This window comes from Paenibacillus alba (assembly GCF_013204855.1).
Lineage (GTDB): Bacteria > Bacillota > Bacilli > Paenibacillales > NBRC-103111 > Paenibacillus_E > Paenibacillus_E alba.
This window is the reverse complement of record NZ_JABMKZ010000007.1, coordinates 1-22,590: the sequence shown is the minus strand read 5'-3', so window position 1 is coordinate 22,590 and position 22,590 is coordinate 1. Positions and strand designations below refer to the sequence as shown.

Sequence of the window (22,590 nt, the reverse complement as noted above, 5' to 3'; positions counted from 1 at the left end):
TAGGAGGATGCAATGATAAACCCAAAAAAATTAGAAATGGCCTATAAAAGATATAGCAACAATTTTGTGGATGGGATCAAATTTGAAGATGTTAAAGATAAATATAATGTCAGCAGAAGCAAAATTGAGAAAATCGCTGAGCAAAATGACACAGAGAAAGATCACATACTATTAATAAATCTAAACAAAATTTTCTCATATTACTTGTCACTATGGAAAAATGATGTATTAATTAGCGGTGGGAACAATGCAGAAGGATTAAAGAACATGCAGAAGATCGTATTTTACCAGTGCATGTGTCAGGATCTCTATACAATCAGGTATCCTGAGATGATCTTGGGATATTCATTTAGAGAAGTCGTCATCACATTAGTTCATTTTGCGATGTATGGATGGGATAGGGAAGAAAATATATTATTTGATTTTATTATTCAGCACTTCGGCGGTCACTTAATGGATGCTAATGAAGAGAACAGACATATTTGGTTTTTACTAGAGCTGTACTTGCAGTATAGAAATAAAACCATCATGGGAACGAATAAAAAATTGCATTTAGCCGTGAAGAATAAGTTTAAGGAAGCTGAACTACGATGCGGCTCAATCCCTGAAGACCTGAACATTTACGATGAAGTGATAGAACGTTGGTCAACTGGTGATTTAGAAGAAATCGAACATCTAATTTCGAAAATGTCTCAGTATCATTCTGCATTAGCTTCTGAAATCGGACAACCTGGTGAATTTGGTGATTTCAGATACGGATTTTATCCTTTTGAAATCTTATTTTTGATCCATGTACGGAGAAAACTAGGATTGCCAGTACCAACTCACCTTAACGATTTGCTGATGAATACCCCAGAAGCGAAAATGGTGTTTGGAGACCCTGAGCCATTCCCTGAACGGGACCCCGCGCTTCAGATGATCGATCAATTTTATCGTAAGAACTATCCCGATTATATTCCTAACCAGCATGGGGAGTTGTTTCAATATAGGGGGGACAAGTATGCATGATCAAGAAATAGCACAGCTCATATTCCCTGATAACAAGGATCTGGAACAGTTTTTGAAGGATGAAGCAAGTTATGACATACATGAAGACCTATTAAAATTTGGACTGAGGACGAAACAGTTGTTATACATTGACTATAAAGGTGAGCAGTATCAAGAGATCGTCAATTTTATTCTGGACTATGAATTTGCCCATCACATTGAATTAGCAGCAAAAGAAGAACTTGAGCAATTAGAAGCGTATGACTATGAATTTTTACCTGATAAGATCAGAGAGGCAAACAAAATACTGTCACTAAAGGGGTATGGACTATTTTCATATCCAAATTCGGGCGACTTTTACGCACTATTCATTGCAAAATTAGAGAATATAACAAAATTACTGCAAGAAGAATTGCTGCTCGATGATAGAATCCCTTTCCAAGAAAGGTGTATCAAGTATTACGGCTAGCGTATATACCGATTTAATAGCTCAAATCAGCCTTGACTCAGTTAAGACAGTCTATCGTAAAGTGAAATACCCGGAAAAATCGTCATACCTTACTCAAAAAAACGTGTAAAAAGACGGTTATTATATGTTTTTATTGGTAGTGTGCCTACGAGTAATAGGTGGTACTTTTGATTGGACTAGAGGGGCTACCACACTTAATTCGAGTAATACGCTACAAGAATTTCTTCATTTCCTTTGTACGCACATCAATGCTTTAATTTTATAACCTAAGTAACGCTTCTCCGTTACATTGAACAGGTCGATTATGGTCAGATACCACCATGATTAACCTGTTTTTTGTTATGTTCGCCAAGGAAGGGATTGCAGATGAAAACGAAGTACAACGACTTCTGGTTGACCCAAAATGAGCAAAGCCACTAATGCGTACTTGGACGAAGTTGCCAAGGAGAGCAACTTTACAGGGCATCACAAGGGATATACCATCCTGCCGCATAAATCCATCGGTGTTACGGCTTAAGTCCGTATGAGAAGCTAATTTTCGTCGATATTGTCGCTTATATGAGCGACCAGAGCCAGCAGAGAAAAAGCTGATTCTGGTCAGCCAGAGCCAAAACACTACCTACCACCTGCCGAACTATCTTCACGTTCATCATGAGAGACGCTTTCCATATGAGAAGTTTGCTGAGAAAGAAATCTTGGACAGCTATACTCAGTTCTGCATGAAGGGGAGCATATCAAAATCGGCAGCCTGTTCCGTAATTTATAATAGCGAGGTTACGAACTTCACCTCCGGAAAGCGGCTATCCGGTCCTTTCATTAAGATTCCGCCTTGATTTTTCAGATACATATCGAAGAAATCCTGCATATAAGCATTGATAACGGAGTTCGCTCTTTCGGGCGCAATCTTTCCTGTAATGCCCAGCATTTTGAAAATCGGAGAAATGAACTGTACGTCGGCAAAATTCAAATGCTCGGTATTTTCGATATAGAGGACTTGTCCCCCTTCGTCGACCGTTTCGCGCATTCGTTCAAGCTCCAACTTTTTATCTTCCGTTACTTGATCCTCCCACTCTCTTGTTGAGCGCATACGGTTAAGCTCTGCATCCGTGTAGACCCGGTTATCCATCACCATTTTTAATTTGTCTAAATTGCTTTCCGAGTTGATGAACAAAAACGGCTTTCGCAGACCCTCTCTGTCACGCAGTCGATAAAGCCCTCCATCTAAGTCTATTCCAACCGCGATTCGCGGATCGTAAGAAGCGTCATAGGCCGTCGCTCCGCCGATGGAATGGCCGAACACCCCGATATGACCGAGATCCATCCTCCCTTTTAGATGACTTGGAATCTGCCCCGATTGGATGAACTCGAATTGGTCCAGTGCAAACGCCACATCGTCGGTTAAAACTTTTCCCAACTTGTCGCGATTTCCGCTTTCTGTCCGGTAATCATGGTCAGGCGAGAATAAGTCGTCCGTTGTGCTGGTCGTGATTCGACCGTCGGGAAACTCGGTTGCGAATGTATTGTAGGTGTGGTCGATCACTGCCACGATATATCCGTGACTCGCGAGATTTTCAGCTTGCGACGTGTGGAGAAACCTGGAAGAGCCGTTGCCGGGATTCGCAAGGATCAGCGGGTATAACATCTGTGCCGAAGAGACCTCGGCCCCGGAATAAGCATGACTGGATACGTACTTCAGGTGCCCAAAAGTAAACCCGGGAAGGCCATAGCTCGCGGCCATATAACGTAAAATCTGGGTATCGGGAATAAAGGGAGCGTACTTGCCGGCGCCAGCTTGAGCCGGATACCAGACCTGAACCATCAATTCTCTCTTCCCATCTCTGGCTTTGTCGAAAATCTCTTCCCTGTTTGTATCCACGAAATGAAAAGTTTGCGTTCCTACCTTAAATTCGCCTGTCGGTTCAGGTAGTTTACATACAGGAAAAACATACATGAGACCCGCTGTTACGACCAGCATTATCGCTATAGCGGTATAAGCTGAACCCAGCATGAATCGTGGGATTTTTTTTGGGCCGGCTTTTTTAAAATAGCTATAACCTGAAAGGGCTAAAAAAATGATTGTTATGCAATATGGGAAAAATAGCTGGACTCTGTATCCTTCCACCGTCCAATGAATGACCAGTAAAAGTGTGGCGATCCCGCTTGCAGCGAATACTGGAATTCTACGCCGTCCTTTTTTTAATAGGACTGTTAATGCAAACAAGCCGATGTTTGACAAAAAAAGCAACAGTTCAAATAGCCTCATCTCGATTCTCCTTTTAAAAATTTTCTATTTTCGTTCCAATCTTATCCTGCCAGGCTGGCCTAAGCTATCGATTTACCTTACATCTACCTTACAATTTTACAATTCGATCTTGCGGTTTGGAGGATTCAGAAACACAGTAAGTTTCAATCGATCTTCGGCGTGTGAGGGTGGAAAGGTGCTTTGCGGTAGGCCACCTTTGAAATCGTGTTTATACCACATAAGTATGGGTTTACCCACAAAAGAACCCACACACTGTGGAACTTTTTTCAAAGTGTTCTGTGTTCTAGAGGGTTAAATCCAACAATTAACAACATTTAAAAAGAAGAAACAACAAAATTAATCAATTGTTTACACAGAAATGACGATCCGTTAACAAAACTAAGGTACATTTAAAACTGAAAAGAAATTGACATTTAGTAAAAAAAGGGAGAGATAGTAAATGAAAAAAGTACTTAAGCTTTCTGTTGCAGTAACACTGTTGGCATCACTTCTTGTGGGATGTGGCACGAACAAAACCACAACATCGGGCAAACCGGGAGGGGCAGACGCCGGACAAGCTGAAGTCAATAATAAAGAACTGACGATCTATACGGCGCTTGAGGATGACCAGATCAAATCGTACTTGGAAACGTTCAAAAAAGCTCACTCTGATCTCAAAATCAATATCGTTCGCGATTCCACCGGAGTTATAACGGCTAAATTATTGGCTGAGAAAAATAATCCACAGGCTGATGTCGTCTGGGGTACGGCTACTACGAGTTTGCTTGTGCTGAATCAAAACAGCATGTTGGAGCCTTATGCGCCAAAAGGCGTGGAACGTGTCGTTCCAGAGTTTAAAGATACAGCCAATCCGCCGACTTGGGTTGGGATTGATGCTTGGGAGACTGCTTTCGTTGTGAATACCAAGGAGATGGAAAAACGCAATTTGTCGATCCCACAATCGTATGAGGATTTGGTGAAGCCAGAATATAAAGGTTTAATTACGATGCCAAATCCGGCTGCCTCAGGTACTGGCTTCCTGACAGTCAGTGCGCTAGTGCAATTAATGGGTAAAGATAAAGCCTGGACGTTCATGGACAAACTGCACGACAATATCGGCATGTATACGCAATCCGGTTCTAAGCCTTCCAAAATGGCAGGTACCGGTGAATATCCGATAGGAATTTCTTTCGGCTATCGTGGTATTACCGAGAAAAAAGGCGGAGCACCCGTTCAAGTCGTATTCCCTAAAGAAGGATCTGGCTGGGATGTTGAGGCCAACGGACTCATTAAGAAAAAAGCGCTCAAGCCTATCGCCAAAGAATTCCTGGATTGGGCGATAAGCGAAGATGCAATGAAGGAATACAACAAAAATTATGCGATTATCAGCGTGAAAAATGAAGGCAATAAAATTCCAGAAGGCTATGAAAAAGATCCTGTGAAACAGTTGATTAAAAACGACTTGAATACGATGGCCAAAGAACGTGATGGCATTCTTACCGAGTGGCAAAAACGTTTCGATTCTAAAAGCGAAGCTAAGAAGTAATCTGGTTTTCTTAAATGAGGGGTAGGACATGATGAAAGACTACTTGATGATCAATAATATAAGTAAATCGTTCGGTAAGTTTCATGCTTTGAAACAAATCCAGGTTGGCATCCAAAAAGGTGAATTCGTATGCCTGTTGGGACCAAGTGGCTGCGGTAAGACGACGCTGCTTCGCATACTTGCTGGGCTAGAATTGTCTGATTCCGGTTCAGTCGTTATGAATGGAACGGATATGACATACGTCCCTCCTGCAAACCGCAATTTTGGCATTGTATTTCAATCGTACGCTTTGTTTCCCAATCTGTCGGCGTTTGAGAATATTGCTTACGGTTTAAAGGGAAGAGGCATGACCAAGCAGGAGATTCACAGAAAAGTGGAAGAAATGCTGGAGATGGTCGGACTAAGCCAAGCGCGAGATCGTTATCCCGCACAGCTTTCCGGCGGACAGCAGCAGCGTGTTGCCTTGGCGAGGGCGATCGCGTTATCGCCCGATGTTCTACTATTGGATGAACCTTTGTCGGCCCTCGATGCAAAAGTTCGCCATAGGCTGCGGCAGGAAATATGTGACCTGCAGAAAAGGCTTGGCATTACGACGGTCATGGTGACACATGACCAAGAAGAAGCTCTGACAATGGCGGACCGCATCATTGTGATGAATCATGCGGAAGTCATTCAAATCGGAACGCCGAAGGACATCTATGATCGGCCAAAGACACCATTCGTTGCTGATTTTATCGGAACAATGAATTTTATGCGAAAGGATAATTATTTGTTATCTGTTCGTCCTGAGCATATCCGGATCGTATCGCGTCCTATGGAAGGAGGAATTCACGTTATTCTAAGATTGATTGAATTTCGTGGTTCCTTTTACCGGCTTACTGTGCAGACTTTGCTGAAAGGCCAGCGAATCGACGCAGGACAAACTTTAAACATCGATGTATCGGCTGAAGAGTTTCACCATTTGAAGTTGGATAAAGGCAACAAATGTACTGTCGTTATTCCTGAAGAGAGAATGATTGTTTTCAAAGATCAATATGAATTGGCCGAGGAACCGCTTGAAATGGCGGTAAGTAAATGAGGAGTACGCGAAATATGTTATTTAAAGCGAAGACAAGGCAAAAAGCAGGAGTAGAAGGATGGCTTATTCGTTTGTTGTTGATCTGTATGCTGGCCGTAATGACGATATCCATCCTGCTGCCTCTGGGCGATTTGTTTGTTAAAGCATTCCACAATCAACAGGAGGAGTGGGTAGGTCTTGCCCATTTCTCCAAATATTTGTCAACTCCTGCATTGTCAAGATCGGCAGGGCATTCGATTTATGTTTCTCTCATTACTACATTGATTTCCGTTGGGGGCGCGTTTTTTTATGCTTACGGATTGATGCGTGCGAGAATACCAGGCGTTAGATGGTTCCGTTACATCGCGCTGCTGCCTTTGTTTGCTCCGACGATGATGCATGGGATCGCTTTGACCTATTTATTCGGTAACCAAGGTTTAGTGACAACAGGATTGTTCGGATTGCTTCCAGGATGGAATATTCAGTTGTATGGAAGCACGGGAATTATTATATCTGAGGTTATCTATACGTTTCCGCAGGCATTTTTAATTCTCATGGTATCGTTCTCCATTGCGGATTATCGCTTATATGAAGCTGCGGAAACGCTTGGAGCTGGGAAATGGAAACAATTCCTTACTATAACACTTCCTCAAATGAAATATGGTTTGATCGGTTCGCTTTTCGTTTGTTTTACACTCAGCTTTACCGACTTCGGTGCTCCCAAGGTAGTAGGAGGCCAATACAACGTGCTGCCGACGGACATCTATAAACAGGTCATAGGACAGCAAAACATGTCTATGGGTGCGGTGATCGGCATATTACTGACGATTCCCGCTATAGCGGCATTTTTCATTGACAGGTTTGTGGAACGCAAGCAGAAGACAATGGTATCCGTGAAATCGACGCCATATCAAATCAAGCCTAATCGGTTGCGTGATTTAGCGTATACGGCCTATTGTACGATTATCGTTTCAGGCATCGTGGTATTGCTGCTTACCATACTCTTCGCATCACTCGTTAAGGTGTGGCCATATGATCTGAGCGTTACTTTGAAGCATTATGATTTCTCCAACGTATCTGCCGGCGGGTTGACTCCATTCTGGAACAGTCTGCTTGTTGCGCTGCTAACAGCCATCTTCGGTACGGTCATTGCGTTTGTACATTCATATCTGATTGAGAAGCTTAGGATCTGGAAAGCCGTTCGGCAAATTGGTTATTTTATCTCTTTACTTCCGTTAGCCTTGCCTGGGCTGGTGATCGGACTTGGATATATTTTTTTCTTCAACCGTCCGGATAACCCTTTGCATGGGCTATACGGAACGATCTGGATTGTTGTGCTGGCGAATATCATTCATTTCTATTCGGTGTCGTTCGTTACCGCAACAACATCGCTGAAGCAGTTGGATAAAGAATACGAAATCGTTTCGGAATCGATGGGTGCACCGGTGTATCGGCTGTTTTTCCGTGTTGCGGTACCGATATCGCTTCCGGCTTTATTGGAAATAGCCGTGTATTATTTTGTCAACGCGATGGTAACCATTTCGGCTGTCGTATTTCTGTATTCGCCGGATTTCAAGCTTGCTTCCGTTTCCATAGTCAATATGGACGATGCGGGTGACGTGGCGGCTGCGGCTGCAATGTCCAGCCTGATCATGCTGGCGAATATCATTGTCAGATTAGGCTACGAAAACTTGTCCCGGCGTTTGTTGAAAAGGACGGATGCTTGGCAGAGAAGAGCGTAGCAACTACCACATCATATAAGGAGGCCTTACCTTAATGCCACGTATCAGAATGACGCTATTGGCATCCATTTTTTGCTTCGTCGCTATGTTCCTGTTGTTTATGTATGATGACCGGGCACCTCAGGCATACGCTGTTTCAAGCGATACGGATTTATTCGATAAGCAAATCTTATATTTGCCATTTGAGAGCAATACGCTTGATGCCTCAGGCAATGGGAATAACGGTACGGTTAAAAACACATTGACGTATACAGCCGGTACAGTCGGAGACCAGGCGATCGATACGACGCAGGGCGGATATGTGAACATTGCTGATTACAACAATAGCAACAGTAAATTCAGGTTCGGTGCCGCTCAAGATTTCACAGTCTCCTTCTGGATGAAAGCCAACAGTTCGGTCATCGGGACCGCAGACTCTACGATAGTCTCCAACAAAGATTGGTCGGGCGGTGCCAATCAAGGTTGGGAAATAGGGGTATACAATCACTATTTGACGTGGAATTACAAGGGGGCCAGCTTGGCACGGATGGATTTGCACAAGTCCAGCCTGAACAACAGCAGTCCCGTTCAGCTTATCGTGGACGATAACCAATGGCATCATATCGTCGTCGCGCATAATCGTACCGGTAATGCTGCATTTTACATGGACAATGTCCTGAAAAAAACGATCAGCATCATTGGTGCAGGCACGATCGATCCGGCAGCGTTATTAAACCTGAACATCGGTGTAGACGGTACGCAGAAGATTCCATTCAAAGGACAGCTTGACGATTTCCGCATCTTCACTAAAGCACTAAATAACGATGAAGTTCAGTTATTGTACAACATCAAGTCGACCCGGAATACCGACGATGCTCCCATCTGGCCAGCGAACAGCACACTGACGGGAACCCCTGTCGATCCTAACGGTTACCAGTTGACATGGCCGTCGGCAACTGCCAATGCTGCAGTAGACAGCGTAGGCGTAACACAATACATGATATATAAAAACAATAATTTACTGGCTTCAGTAAATAGTTCAACGAATACGTATACCACCTATGGTTTCGTGACAGGCGAGTCGGCCACTTTTAAGGTGGAGGCTATGGATCGGCTGGGCAACTTGACGGCGAGTGGACCCTCGATCAGCTACAGAGTACCGGGCATCGGATTAAACTTCGAACAAGCAAATCTGACCATTGGAGAAACGGCTGTACTTGAGGCTTCAGTCGATTCGCCAACTACTTTATTGCACTGGGCTATTGACAATGCAAGCATCGGGCGGATAGAAGCTACCGGAAACAAAGCCGTCATTACTGGATTAGCGGTTGGTACTGCGAATGTAACGGTGACGGGAGGCGGAGTTACCGCCACATCTAAAATCACAGTAACGGCACCTTCCATACCGGATATAAACGGCAAGATCTATGCTTACACAACGGACGATACGTTTGTACAAGGCAGTCCGGGAACCGGCAATTATGGCAGCCAATCCATTATTAACATCAAAAACAGCACGACAGTCGACAACTATCTGCGCTACGGTCTTTTTAAATACAATTTAAGCGGCATCAAAAGGGAAGATATTGACGATATTGAATCGGTGAAGCTTAAGTTGTACGGAGCTATCAGCGATTCGCGAGCCTCGGATGCTACGCTTCAGGATATAGCTGCCTTGGGGATTTCCGACGATAGTTGGAATGAAGGCACAATCACCTATAACAACATGCCCGTTATGGGCAATAGTATTCAGACGATCTCATTCAATAATAAGCTGGAATGGCGAGAATACGACATCACATCGTATGCTAAAGCTCGTCTGTCCGTCAATAAGCAGGTCAGTGTGGCACTGAAGGAAATAGCTAGTGATTATACGGTGAACGTGTACAGTAAGGAGAATTTGGCAGGCGCCTATGCATCTTATTTGGAAGTAACAACCAAATTGAAAAGACCGATTGACGCACTATGGCCAGATGGGGATCAAATCAACGTCCAAAGTAAGGCTGATGGCGGAGTACTGCTTTCGTGGCCAGAGGCGGTTGACGTTCTGGGCGTAGATAAATACCGGATTTCCATGGACGGTAAAGTCATAGCGACCGTTTCGGCAACAGACCGGCAATTCAGTCTGAAAGCATTGCGCCCGGGCAGTACCTATACGCTGAATATCGAAGCGGGTGTAACGACAGGACGTTGGGCGGCACCGATTCTTTCCAAAACATACCTTGTGCCTGGGAATATAATGGCTGGCGCGGATGAAAAGGCGGATTTGCTGGACTACCGCTTTGAACAATCGGCTACGGAAGACAGCAGCTCCGCGCATCATGATGGATATTCAATCGGTTCGGCCGCAGTAGGTTACGATCCAAGCTTTGGCAAGAACGTTTTGTCGCTGGACGGCAGCGGTTCTTATGTCCGAGTTCCGCATCAATCGACACTAAGTCCGGAATATATGTCCATTGTCACTTCTTTTTCATTGGAAGACTTGTACAGTGCACAGACGATTGTTGCTAAGAACAGTCAGTGCGATTATGTTTTGCAATATAATCCGATTACGAGGAAACTGGAAGCCTGGTTTTATGTTTGGGATATGCTCGGCAAAGCAGGAGCGTATGTCATCGTCGAAAGTGCTCCGACGCTTGCGGCTAACAAAATCTATCATGCAGCAGCAACCTACGATGGATTGACGGCAAAGCTATATCTTAACGGAGTGGAAGTGGGCAGCCAGTCTAGAATCGGTGCAATTGGCGGTTCGACCAAGACGGATTTGGGTATCGGAGCTTCCGTTGATGAAGCGGGAAGAGCGTCCGGTTTTTTGAAAGGCAAAATCGGATTTATTCAACTGTACAGCAAAGTATTTGCGGCAGCTGATGTTCTAACCCTGTACAACACGTATTTGGCGGGCAGCAATCCCGAAGATGTTTCAGCGATACGGTGGGACATTCCAGCCGAATGGACCATCGGTCAGACTGGACAAGCCATCGTTAAGAAGAGAAATGCCACTGGCGTAGAAAGCGAGCTTCAACAAGGTGTCATCTATAAAAGCTTGAATCCTGCAGTGGCTTCGATTTCTAGCTCCGGTCTAATTACACCACGGAGTAAAGGAACGGCAAATTTAACAGCGCAATACGGCATGTATAAGGCGGACGTTACAATTACGGTCAAAGCGCCTGTACCGCAATATATCGAACTTGCTGGACCTGTTGAAATGAAAGCAGGGACAACGGGTGTTCTGCTGACCAAAGTCTTTTATAAAGAGGGAACGAATGAAATACTAACTTCTGGCGTCGCATACACGTCAGATCAATCTAATGTGGCAGCCGTCGACAATCAAGGCGTTGTACATGCTCTAGAGCCGGGTGAGGCTAATCTGCATGCGGCGTGGAATGGTCTGCAGGCCGATTGGTTCGTCAAGATCGTGCGGGACAAGCCGGTTGTTGATCCGGGTCAGCCTCAGATGGAATCATTACTATTTAAAGGACCGTCCGAATTGTTAATTGGTGAAACGGCGAATACGGTTGTCCGAGCGGTTTATAGCGATCAATCGTCCATCGTTTTGAATCGGGATGTCCTATACGCCAGCGACAACACCGACATAGCGTTAATCGATTCAGTAACAGGAGCCATTTATGGGGCAAAGTCGGGACTTGTTACATTCAAGGTATCCTATCAAGGCTTTAACGCTCAGTTCTCCACGGTTGTGAAAAGTCAGAAGGACCCGGTGACTCCGACGGAACCGGATAAGCAGCTGCAATCGCTTCGTTTCATAGGACCGAAGAGTGTGAAGGTAGGAGAGCAGGCGGTATATGCTTTGGTAGCGATATATGATGACGCCACCACGGTGTCCGTTACAGATTCGGCGCAATGGATTGTAGCCGATCTTTCATTGCTGCGTCTGGATGGGCCAGGTAAACTGACCGGCTTGAAGCAAGGCGATTCCGTGCTAACGGCCACTTATGAGAATAGGAAGGTACAAACCTTAATTACAGTGCGATTGGAGCAAGGAGCCGGCAATGGCAACAGCGGTGGTTCAGGCGGCTATGGAGGTGGTAGCGGTAGTGACTCAAGCGTTACCGGTGCAAACGTGAGCAACGGCGTGATGGATATGAGTGAAACGGATGTCAAACAGGCGGTAGGGAATGCTGCCGTAACATTCGGAACGGATGTATCCAAAGTGACGTTGCCGATTAACGCCGGAGAGCTTCTGGGTAACCACTTGCTCCGCTTTGAACAAAAGGGTCTGGTGCTGCAAGTTCCGGGCAAACTGCTGCAAACTGCGCTGGTCGACGTTGTAGACGATAAGAATCAAATGCGAATTGCGATATCGTTGCCGGTCATTTCGGGTTCTTTGAAAGATGCTCTGATTGGCAATGCCGAAGCATTCTCCAATACAAAACTCAATCCAGTATCACCGATTTACGATTTCAAGATCGCTGTCCAATCGACTAATGGGCAGGACAGACTGATTGCTAATTGGACTGAGCCGGTGCAGGTCATATTTCCAGTGCCTGCAAATGCAGATAAACAACTGCTTGGCGTTTACCAATTGTTCGCTGACGGCAGTATGAAGTACATCAGAGGACAATGGACCGATGCAGGCATTCAGGCTGAACTGCATGGAAGCGGTAAATATGCGGTGTTGGAGTATCGGAAAGTGTATAACGATGTTCCGTCTGCTCACTGGGCATTTCGTGCGATTCAGATGATGAGTGCCATGCATAACGCCGAAGGAGCTAACAACTACTTTTACCCGAATCAGGCAGTAACTCGAGCCGAATTCGTCGCATTGTTGATGCGATCATTGAATCTCCAGCTGGAAGGGAGCCGACAATTCCATGATGTGCCGACAGATGCTTGGTATTCGCCGTATATTGGCGGAGCCGCAGCATTAAGGCTAGTCGAAGGAAAAGAGGGCAATCGCTTTGATCCGGAAGCGACAATCAATCGAGAGGAAATGGCTGTATTGCTGGCTCGCGCTTATAAACACACAGCCGGCAAACAAGAGTCGGGCCGGGAATTCAAATTCGCTGACTCTGATCGATTGGCTCCATGGTCTCAAGCATCCGTGAATCGTTCCGCACAGTTGGGATTGATGGAAGGAAGAGAAGATGGAATGTTCTACCCGAACGATCCCGCTACGCGTGCGGAAGCGGTACAAGTCCTGTTGAGATTGCTGAACAAATAGGCCCAAGAGTACAATAAACATCTCGAAGTAGGAGGAGAATTTCTTGCGAACAATGCTGCGTATAAAAAAGTGGTGTGCGGTTATCGTAGCCTTCATGATCTTATGTCAGATATCATGGTCATTTTCTCCATCCAGTGCTTATGCGAGCACGGCACCTGATCCTGCTCCATGGAAGGATTCGGACCGGAATAACCGAGTCATGCTGACGATTGACAATTCCGACGGTTCGGAGGATTTAAGCGATTTTCCTGTTCCTATTAAATTGAACAAAACAACGATCGACTACGCCGTAACCTCGGAGAGCGATCTGAAATTTTACAATGATGATCAAACGAAAGAACTGAGCTATGAGGTGGAAAAATGGGATCCAAACGATGAAAGCATCGTTTGGGTCAAAGTTCCGCTGATCCATGGCCTTTCCAGATCAGACCGCATTTGGTTGTATTATGGCGGCAGCACATTAAGTGCCCCCCAGCAAAAAGCGGTGTGGGACCCGAACTTTTTGCTCGTCTACCATTTCGGTGAACGAATTCAAGATTATTTCGAACAGCCTACTGCCGTCAAACAATATCAGGACTCGACAGCTAATAACAATATGGGCTTGCGGCAGGAGGTAGGAGCAAAATACAGTGGACCTTCGTACACGTTATACGCAAAAGACGATCCAAGATATAACATGGTAGGCCGTTATTATGAGAGCCATCGAGGTTATGTAAGAGCGAAAAACGGGCTTGTCGGAGATGGAGAACAACAGCTTACTGTTTCCTTATGGGCACGTGCGAACGATTACGAATTAACCAAACTTTCGTATTACCTTATCGCTAGACAGCGGAGCGCAGATAGCTTGAATCAGGCTTATTTTATGAAGCTTTCCGGAGGGAAATGGAGTGCGAATTTGTTCACTAACGATGTCGATCCTCTCAAAAACGGAAGCAGCGCAGCCCTGCTTAACGGCGGAAACGTAACGGAAGATTGGACATATTTCACACTAACTTATGACAAAAACGCAGCGGGAAATAACCTCAAGCTTTACCGGGACGGAGTACTGGTAGATTCAGCAGCCCGCACAGGTTCATTGATCACGACAAGCGGCACCTCAACCGCGCCATTGACGATCAGTAAATCTTCCGATGCTGGTGCGGCCGGTGGCGGTTATCGCGGTGGCGTCGATGAGGTTCGTGTTTCCAAAGTAGCTCGCAGCGAGGCGTGGGTGAAGGCTGAGTATAAAAGTATGAGAAAAAACAGCAATTTTATCCTATTTGGCCAACCAGAAAAGAAAAATGCGCTGCAACTGACGCTGCTTCAACCAAAGCAAGGGGAAACCTACTATACTCCGGACTTAAGCTTAAGCGGACTGGCCAGCGAAAAGGCCAATATTCGTTATAAGCTTGACGCCAATGATTATGTGGCATTGAACGCCAATCAGGACGACAAAACCTTTCAATCGATCTTGAAAGAGCTCAAAAGCGGTGCTCATACGCTATATGTCGAGGCGGCTTCCAATGCCAACCCTTCGGTCATCGAGAGCAAAACGGTCACTTTTACAATTGATGGCCGAAAATTGAATCCATCCGTTGTTCCTGAAAGTGCTAGCGGGGAGCAAGCTCGGCAAACCGGTGATGTAACGCTTCGGGTAAAGGCGAAGTCGCCTACAGGTGAGCCAATGGATGTTAGCTTTTATGAGAAAAATGTGCAGGTTGTGAAAGACTTTGGCAGCAAATTGACGACGGATGTTGCCTATGAGCGAACGGATTCGATGGATCCGCCGAGCAGTGCGTCAATTACTTCAGAAACAGCGCTGCCTGTTGAGGCGTATGATCGAATCAAAGCTTCAGACGGGAACTATTACAGCAGCAAGTCGCTGTCTAATTATCCGTATCAACGTTTTGATCTAACCATTAATAACGATCTATCCAGCGTCAAAGATTTGGAAGTGTCATGGGAAGGACACTCCAAAGAGAAAGTCATGTTATACGCTTGGAACTATTCGACTAGTAAATGGGAGCTCATCGCATCCCGTAACGGAAATAGCGACAATAGCGATTTCAAGCTGATCGGTACGTTGAATAAGACTACGATGGTGAACAGCACAACCAAAGTAGCCAAGCTGTACGTAGCTGCAACGCAAAAAGACACCATGCTTCCGGGACAAAAGCCGGATCCGAGCCAGTATGATTTTTCCTTCGTATGGATGACGGATACCCAGCTTGAGGCCGAGTCATTTCCGGGCGCATACGATGCCAGTACGCAATGGATTGCCGACAATAAGGATGCACAAAAAATCCAGTATGTGATTCATACCGGGGATATTGTAAACAGTGCGAACCAGGAATCTCAATGGCAAAATGCTGATCACAGCATGAAAATTTTGGACAATGCCGGTATCCCTTATGGTGTGATTCAAGGAAATCACGATATGAACAACGCCTTGTACGGGAAATATTTCGGTGCATTCCGATTTGCCGGAAAGCTGTTTCAAGGAAAGCCTTACTATAACGAGTATAACAGCTGGAATCAGAACCATTATGATCTCATTTCCGCCGGCGGCGTGGATTTCATCATCATGTATATCGGGTGGGGGGGCTTTAATCAATCTTCGATTAATTGGGCCAACCAAGTCTTGCAGCAATACAAGGATCGCAAAGCCATTTTAGCCGTGCACGAATATTTACTGTATTCCGGCACATATGGTACAGATGATTACGGCGGCAAAAAAATTATGGAGCAGATTGTACAGCCTAACAGTAACATTTTTATGGTATTGTGCGGTCACAACCAATCGGCCTATTACAATGTAAAGCGAATTGGCGGTAAAGTCGTCTATGAGCTGCTGCACGACTATCAAGATGCTGCATTGGGTGGAGCTGGGTACATTCGTATGATGTATTTCGATTTGAAGAAGCAGACGATCTCTATGGTGCCTTATTCTCCTATTACGAAGGATAACTACGGTTTTTTCCAGGAGAAGCACGAATTTTACACCATGCCGTTAAATGTGAACAACGAGCCTATCGAACTGGCTACAGGCTATATCGGAATAAAAGGAAGCTCGCCTAGCCTGCTCCAGACTACACCGGCTGCTTCGGATACGGGAGTGGCTGAATACTCATGGAAGCAGCGGGCTTATAACCAGCCTTACACTTGGTATGCAGTGGCCAAGGATTCATACGGCAATCAAACAAAGTCAGAGGAACGTACGTTCTCCATTGCGAAACCTGTTATTGAATCGATCCGCTTGCAGGGACTAGCGCCCATGAAGGTGGGAGAACGACGCAATTCAGTCGTAGAAGCGACTTATACGGATGGCAGAAAGGAAATCGTGAACGGATTCCTAGTAAGCAGCAGCAAGCTTGAAGTTGCCTCCGTAGACGCAAATGGGAATATCACAGCGCATGGAGAAGGCGAAACGATTATTACAGCGTCTCTAGGTTCTCTGATTACGTCCTACAAGTTATTGGTTCAAACGGTTCCGGTGACTTCCCCAGTCCTTCAGTCTATTCAGTTGGAGGGATTAAAACCTTCTATTGTGGATGATGAACGGCAGACGGTTGTAAGAGCGACTTATAGTGATAGCAGTTCTACCATACTTTTAGACGGTGGAAGAATAATAGCTAAAGGGCTCCAGCTTTCCAATTCCAATCCGGAAGTGGCGTCGTTGGATGTAACTACTGGAAAAGTGAAGGCACTTAAAGCAGGAGAAACGGTCATTTCTGCAACCTATCAAGCTCTTCACAGCAGCTATACGCTATTGGTTCAAGCCAAGCAAGAAGAAGTCGATGTTACTCCTAAGCTTAAATCTCTCACAATAGATGGGCTGCATCAGTTAATCGTCGGTGAGAAAGGCCAGGCCAACGTTTTCGGGCTGTATAGCCCTGATAACAAATTAGTTCCCATACAAGACGGTCTAAAATTTTATAGCAGCTATGAGCAGGTAGCAACAATTGATAACGATGGCATCGTGACAGCGCTGAGCCCTGGTCATGCTACAATTACGGTAACCTATAACGGCATGGAAGCGAGTACGGAACTTGTTGTCATTGCTGATAACCATAACGGTAATAATGGCGGTAACGGAAATGCTGGAAGCAGCAATGGCGGGGGAGGCTATGTACCTCCAACCGTACCAGGAGGAGCCGATCAAGCATTTATCTTGAAACTGAGTGCCGAGCAATTGATGCCAACAAACGGTCAAGAGTCCGCTATTATTAAAGTGGAGGAAGGGAAGGCTCAAGTGGATGTCCCTTACGCTGCGGTTAAATCGATGACCGTGCCGAAAATTTCACTCCAATTTGACTGGGGCACTATTGTGGTTCCGTATAAGTCTCTCCAAACAACGGCTTCGACTATGACGGAGGAGCAGAGAAGCCAAGCTGCACTTTCTTTATCTTACCGAATCTGGGATGACGAGCTGCTGGATGTGCTGACGGAGCTGCACAACCGTCAAGCTGTGCAAATTACTCCTGCAGCAAAGATGATTCATATGGATTGGAACTCGAATACGTCCACTGCGGGTATCGGGGCGAGTACGAGCAGCCAAATGGCTGAAGTTCATTTACCATTGCCGCCAAAGGCTAATGGTAAGCGTCTCGGATTGTACCATTTAAATGAAGACGGACAATTGAGATTTCACTCGCCAAACCGTTCTTCGGATTCCACCGAAGCTGAGTTTACCATGTCGGGTGGCGGAGACTTCGTCATTCTTGAATACAACGTGAATTATTTTGATGTGAAGGAGCATTGGGCGGCTCAAGTTATCGGCGACCTCGCAGCGAGAGATCTGTTTCAATCCATGGTGGTCGAGCCGATGATTACTTCTTCTCTAGGTTCACAAGGCTTCTATCCAGATAAACAAATTACACGAGCAGAGTTTGCTGCACTTCTTGCACGCATGTTAGAGCTTCCTTTGAACGGTACGAGCCAATATGTAGACATTCCGAATACGGCTTGGTATACGAACGAAGTCAATGCTGCTGCAAAAGCGGGAATCGTTGAAGGAGTCAGCGATCTTGAGTTTATTCCGGATGCGGCTATCACCCGTGAACAAATGGCCACGATGCTGATGCGGGCTTGGCATGTAAAATTCGGAAACAAAGAGGTAGCCTCCACTGATGTTGCGTTCTCCGATCAAGGGCAGATTAGCGAGTGGGCCCAACCATCTGTCTTGTCTGCAGCGGGTCTGCATTTACTGAATGGACGGGCGGATGGCATTTTTGTACCTGGAGGAACGACAACAAGGGCAGAGGCAGCACAAGTGATTCATCATGTTTTGTTTGGCAATCCGCTAAAATAGAGCCTACCTCAATGTGTCTTTGAATTCGATTTTAAATCGGCTATACTTAAACTAATTTAGTATCTATTTCAGTTTGGCGGTGGTGTGTAAGTTGTCGCTTTTGGCTCAGGAAAGAAAAGATCTTATCTTACAAACATTGTATCGTGAAGGCAAGGTGAAGGTACTCCCGATGGCTGAACAATTGGGAGTTTCCTCAGAAACGATACGCCGGGACCTGGATGTGTTGGAGGTTGAGGGCAAGCTTCATAGAGTATATGGAGGTGCTGTACGTTCTGGTTACGAGCATGGGGAACCTTCTTTTCAGCAGCGTACCGAATTGTATGCTGACGCCAAACAGAGAATTGGTATACGAGCGGCTGAGCTGATCGAGGACGGCGATACCATCGCATTGGATGTAGGTACTACCATGATGGAACTGGCCAGATCGATCCAGGGCAAAAAAAATATTACCATTCTTACCAACTCGCTGCCGATCGCCTCCTATTTATCCGAAGCATTAAATAACAATCGCTTTACAGGCAAAGTATTTATGCTCGGAGGGCAATTGAATCCGGAACAGCAGTCCATAACAGGGCCGCTTTGCGAGCAGATGATGGGACAGTTTTATCTGAACAAGGCGTATTTATCCATCGGTGGTCTTTCCCTGACGAGCGGCGTGACGGACTATGATCTGAACGAAACGTTTATTTCCAAGCTGTTTGCCAAATCGGCACGTGAAGTGATTGTTCTTGCAGACCAATCCAAGATTGGGGTACAAGCGTTTACTCAGATCATCCCTCTGGAAGATGTTGATATTGTCGTGTCGGATCAGGAGCATCCGAGGGATTGGAAAGATTTGCTGGAGAGAAAAGGCGTATATTGGATTGCTTGCGAGTAATCGGACGAACGCCGTATTAACGAAGTATGTTGGATCCATAATGACAGACCAATAAAGCAGGCGCCGCGGCGACCTGCTTTATTCTTGTTGCAACCATGCTGGTGGAGGCAGCGTTGCAGATAAGCTGATTCCTATCCATTCTTATTTATCATTCGATTAGATAACTTGGGAGGAAGCGCCGCTTTCCTCCTTCTCCATGTCCCCGCATTCGCGCCCAGCACTCCCGCGATGATGACAGCTGCGCCGATTATGTGGTAATACGCTAGCTGCTCATGCAAGAAAACGAAGCCCCCAACAATGGAAACTAATGTGGCAAGATGGTTGAACACGCTCACCTTCGATGCCTCGAGCTTCGATAAGGCGTAATTGCTGAGCAAGCTGGAAATGAGCGAGGAGAGTACGCCCAAATAGAGTATTGCCAGCAGGAACACCGGGCTTGCAAACGGCTGAAAATAAAGGGATAGCGTTCCTTCTGCCAAATGTTGGCCTACCGCCATCAGGTTGAAGACAAGGAAGCCAATCACCGTCATCACATAGGTCATGGCAATCACCTTTATGCGCACAGTAAGCTTTTTTGCAAGTACGCTATATCCCGCTAATGAGAGGGCTGACAAGAGAATGAGCAGCGTGCCTTTCATATTCGTTAGATCAATCGTCGTACCTTTCATGACAAAAATAAATACGACGCCTGCTACGGAGAGAAGCGTCGAAAGCTGCTGCAGCCTCGTCGTACGCTCCTTCAGGAAATAAGCGGCCGCAACCATCGTGAAGATCGGCACCGTCGCGTGGATAATGCCCGCCTCGGCGGAGGTCGTGAATTGCAAGCCAAACGCTTGAAAAGCAAAGAACATCGACGGATATAGGATGGCAAGCGGAAGAATAGCCAGCACATCTCGCGGTTTAATCTGAAGCTTCATCCATCCGAATAGAACAGGAATAGTCGCCGCGATAAGGGAGACGGTAAAGCGGTGAGCAAGGCTATCTAGCGGCGTTGCAACCGTTAAAGCTAATTTTCCGAAAAGAAAAGAGAGTCCTACAATGGTGGAGTAAATAACGATGGCTGAGTATGCGAAGCGCTTTGTTTTGGAGTCCAATTGTGCTGCTGTCATAACGTTCCTCCTGGTAACTGTTTTTGTTAGGTATATCGTAACTCCGAGCCATGCATGCTACAATAGAGAAAATCGCTATCTGTACCGTTACAGATCATAAGCTAGGAGCTTGCCGATGTACATGTATTTAAAGCTCATGAATGAGCTGGAGGAACTGATATTGAAGGAGCCATATAAGGATGGACAGAAGCTTCCTTCGATCCGCATGCTTTCGGAGCAGTACGGCTGCAGCAAGAGTACGATCATTAAGGCACTGGATGAGCTGGAGAAACGCCATCTCATTTATGCGATGCCAAAGAGCGGCTATTACGTTGTCAAAGGGACAAATTCTTCCCAAGGCCAAGCATCACCTATTTTGAACTTTTCGGATGCCGCCCCTGATCCAAATGTGTTTCCTTATTTGGATTTTCAGCATTGCATCAATAAAGCGATCGACACGTACCAGAAGGATTTATTTGTTTACGGCACTGCCAAAGGAATGGCATCCCTGATCGATATCGTACGCAAGCAATTAATGGGATATCAGGTGTTTACCGAGGAGCGGAATATTTTTGTTGTATCCGGGGTTCAGCAGGCGTTGTCGCTGCTTGCAGCAATGCCCTTCCCAAATGGCAAGCAGAAGGTGCTGATTGAACAGCCTGGCTATCATCTGTTAATTGAATATTTGGAGACGCGTCGCATGCCGGTCATCGGCATCGAGCGCCGCTTTGCGGGCATTGATTTTGATAAGCTGGAGAACATCTTTCGTACGGAGGACATAAAGTTTTTTTATACGATGCCGCGATTCCACAATCCGCTGGGCTGCTCCTATACGAGCAAAGAAAAGAAGCGGCTTGCTAGACTTGCTGCCAAATACGATGTTTATATCGTTGAGGATGATTACCTCGCCGATTTCGAGCAGGACAGCAAGGCCGATCCGTTATTTGCTCATGATAATTCGTCGCATGTCATTTATTTAAAAAGCTATTCCAAAATTATTTTCCCCGGCCTGCGCATCGGCATTGCGGTCATCCCTGATCCACTTGTTGAGACGTTTCGGCTGTACAAGAAGCAAAACGATATCGACAGCTCCATGCTGTCGCAGGCCGCTCTTGAAATCTATTTGCGCAGCGGCATGTTCGACCGCCATCTTGCCAAAATCCGCAGCAGATACGCGGCTAGGGCGAAGCTGCTCGACGCTGCGCTTGCGAAGGAGGCTGCCCGCAACGGCGGTGCCTTCACCTATGAGCGCTCGAAACATCCGTTCATTCATACGCATATTTTGCTGGATAGGAGGGTTTCCGCTGCGCAGCTTATCGCAAAATTAAAGAAAGAATCGATTTTACTGGAGTCTTTGGACCGGAATTATTTGAACAATTTCGAGAGGGATAACCTAGTGAAGCTAAACGCAACCAACGTAAACGAGGATGACATTGCGAGAGGAATAGAACGGATAGGCGCCATTGTTGCGTTATTGACAAAGCATAGGCATGTGACTAAGATGAAATCTAGTCCGACTAGTGGAGAGAAGAATTAAGGGAGTGAATGTAGTTGATAGGGTATACCAAAAAACTCTTTTTCAATGGTTCATTGTTTAGAACCATATGGCTATTCTCAACAAGCTCTCCCGCCACCTGCTTGATGAATAGAGGCCTCTTATAGGAACTGAATCACTCTACAAGGCATACACTAGCATCAGACCATAATATAAGTTGGGTGGACTGCTGAATGCATGAAGGAAATAATGGGAAAGAAATGAATTATTGGCGACCAGAGGCAGTTGGGAATGTTGGAACGGTATGGCCACCTGGGATAACTGGTCTCAAAATAAACCATCAAACTCCTTATCAAGGAATGCAAGTATTTGGCCCTATTACCAACTATTCTTATATACCCTACCATATGATTACTCCCATGTATCTCGGCATTCCGTACAGCAATGTCTATGGATATCCCATAATTCAGTTCTGAACAGGTTTCATAGCATAAAAAAGTCACCCTTAATCAGAATGATCTGGACCCTTTGTCAAGGACACTTGAAAAAACTCAGTTTAAATCTAGACAGCTAACAATAGATGATTCCTGTATTGCACAGGGGTCATCTTTTTTAATCCCCATTGATATCGATTGT

11 protein-coding genes are annotated in these 22,590 nt (G+C 45.7%); 9 read left to right on the top strand and 2 right to left on the bottom strand.

Annotation, left to right across the window (positions count from 1 at the left end; all coding sequences use genetic code 11):
- Window positions 1-12: 12 nt before the first annotated feature.
- A complete protein-coding gene (locus tag HQN90_RS11965) occupies window positions 13-1,008 on the top strand; it encodes a hypothetical protein (protein WP_173218512.1) in 996 nt (331 codons plus the stop codon).
- Complete coding sequence (locus tag HQN90_RS11960) at window positions 1,001-1,456, top strand: DUF6630 family protein (RefSeq protein WP_173218510.1); 456 nt, start codon at window positions 1,001-1,003, stop codon at window positions 1,454-1,456. Before HQN90_RS11965 ends, HQN90_RS11960 begins: the two co-directional genes overlap by 8 nt.
- A gap of 760 nt (window positions 1,457-2,216) precedes the next feature.
- On the opposite strand, the gene HQN90_RS11950 is transcribed toward HQN90_RS11960, so the two are convergent.
- The gene (locus tag HQN90_RS11950; protein WP_173218508.1) at window positions 2,217-3,719 is read right to left on the bottom strand and encodes an alpha/beta hydrolase family protein; all 1,503 of its coding nucleotides are present in this window, start codon (window positions 3,717-3,719) and stop codon (window positions 2,217-2,219) included.
- A gap of 439 nt (window positions 3,720-4,158) precedes the next feature.
- Here HQN90_RS11950 and HQN90_RS11945 point away from each other — a divergent pair, with 439 nt between their 5' ends.
- The 6 genes from HQN90_RS11945 to HQN90_RS11920 all read left to right on the top strand — a co-directional run bounded on the left by HQN90_RS11945 (window position 4,159) and on the right by HQN90_RS11920 (window position 19,371).
- Window positions 4,159-5,244, top strand: a complete 1,086-nt coding sequence (locus HQN90_RS11945; RefSeq protein ID WP_173218506.1) for a putative 2-aminoethylphosphonate ABC transporter substrate-binding protein — start codon at window positions 4,159-4,161, stop codon at window positions 5,242-5,244.
- A 31-nt stretch (window positions 5,245-5,275) separates the two neighbouring features.
- Window positions 5,276-6,322 carry an ATP-binding cassette domain-containing protein gene (locus HQN90_RS11940; protein ID WP_173218846.1) on the top strand — a complete coding sequence of 349 codons (1,047 nt, stop codon included), beginning with the start codon at window positions 5,276-5,278 and terminating at the stop codon, window positions 6,320-6,322.
- Window positions 6,323-6,336: 14 nt separating this feature from the next.
- A complete protein-coding gene (locus HQN90_RS11935) occupies window positions 6,337-8,043 on the top strand; it encodes a putative 2-aminoethylphosphonate ABC transporter permease subunit (RefSeq protein WP_173218504.1) in 1,707 nt (568 codons plus the stop codon).
- Between the two features lie 34 nt (window positions 8,044-8,077).
- Window positions 8,078-13,204: a LamG-like jellyroll fold domain-containing protein gene (locus tag HQN90_RS11930; RefSeq protein WP_173218502.1), complete on the top strand. Its 5,127-nt coding sequence runs from the start codon at window positions 8,078-8,080 to the stop codon at window positions 13,202-13,204.
- Between the two features lie 52 nt (window positions 13,205-13,256).
- A complete protein-coding gene (locus HQN90_RS11925; RefSeq protein ID WP_246362275.1) occupies window positions 13,257-18,494 on the top strand; it encodes a DUF2341 domain-containing protein in 5,238 nt (1,745 codons plus the stop codon).
- A gap of 79 nt (window positions 18,495-18,573) precedes the next feature.
- Window positions 18,574-19,371 (top strand): DeoR/GlpR family DNA-binding transcription regulator, encoded by a 798-nt coding sequence (locus tag HQN90_RS11920; RefSeq protein ID WP_338042316.1) that lies wholly within the window; start codon window positions 18,574-18,576, stop codon window positions 19,369-19,371.
- A 131-nt stretch (window positions 19,372-19,502) separates the two neighbouring features.
- On the opposite strand, the gene HQN90_RS11915 is transcribed toward HQN90_RS11920, so the two are convergent.
- Window positions 19,503-20,480, bottom strand: coding sequence for a DMT family transporter (locus HQN90_RS11915; protein WP_173218496.1), 978 nt, complete (start codon window positions 20,478-20,480; stop codon window positions 19,503-19,505).
- A 115-nt stretch (window positions 20,481-20,595) separates the two neighbouring features.
- On the opposite strand from HQN90_RS11915, the gene HQN90_RS11910 reads away from it, so the two are divergent.
- Window positions 20,596-21,996, top strand: coding sequence for an aminotransferase-like domain-containing protein (locus tag HQN90_RS11910; RefSeq protein ID WP_173218494.1), 1,401 nt, complete (start codon window positions 20,596-20,598; stop codon window positions 21,994-21,996).
- Window positions 21,997-22,590: the final 594 nt, after the last annotated feature.

Excerpts from the sequence above, each read along its gene's own strand:
- HQN90_RS11965 (WP_173218512.1), top strand. The coding sequence starts at position 13 with ATGATAAACCCAAAAAAATTAGAAATGGCCTATAAAAGATATAGCAAC.
- HQN90_RS11960 (WP_173218510.1), top strand. The coding sequence starts at position 1,001 with ATGCATGATCAAGAAATAGCACAGCTCATATTCCCTGATAACAAGGAT.
- HQN90_RS11950 (WP_173218508.1), bottom strand. The coding sequence starts at position 3,719 with ATGAGGCTATTTGAACTGTTGCTTTTTTTGTCAAACATCGGCTTGTTT.
- HQN90_RS11945 (WP_173218506.1), top strand. The coding sequence starts at position 4,159 with ATGAAAAAAGTACTTAAGCTTTCTGTTGCAGTAACACTGTTGGCATCA.
- HQN90_RS11940 (WP_173218846.1), top strand. The coding sequence starts at position 5,276 with ATGAAAGACTACTTGATGATCAATAATATAAGTAAATCGTTCGGTAAG.
- HQN90_RS11935 (WP_173218504.1), top strand. The coding sequence starts at position 6,337 with ATGTTATTTAAAGCGAAGACAAGGCAAAAAGCAGGAGTAGAAGGATGG.
- HQN90_RS11930 (WP_173218502.1), top strand. The coding sequence starts at position 8,078 with ATGCCACGTATCAGAATGACGCTATTGGCATCCATTTTTTGCTTCGTC.
- HQN90_RS11925 (WP_246362275.1), top strand. The coding sequence starts at position 13,257 with ATGCTGCGTATAAAAAAGTGGTGTGCGGTTATCGTAGCCTTCATGATC.
- HQN90_RS11915 (WP_173218496.1), bottom strand. The coding sequence starts at position 20,480 with ATGACAGCAGCACAATTGGACTCCAAAACAAAGCGCTTCGCATACTCA.
- HQN90_RS11910 (WP_173218494.1), top strand. The coding sequence starts at position 20,596 with ATGTACATGTATTTAAAGCTCATGAATGAGCTGGAGGAACTGATATTG.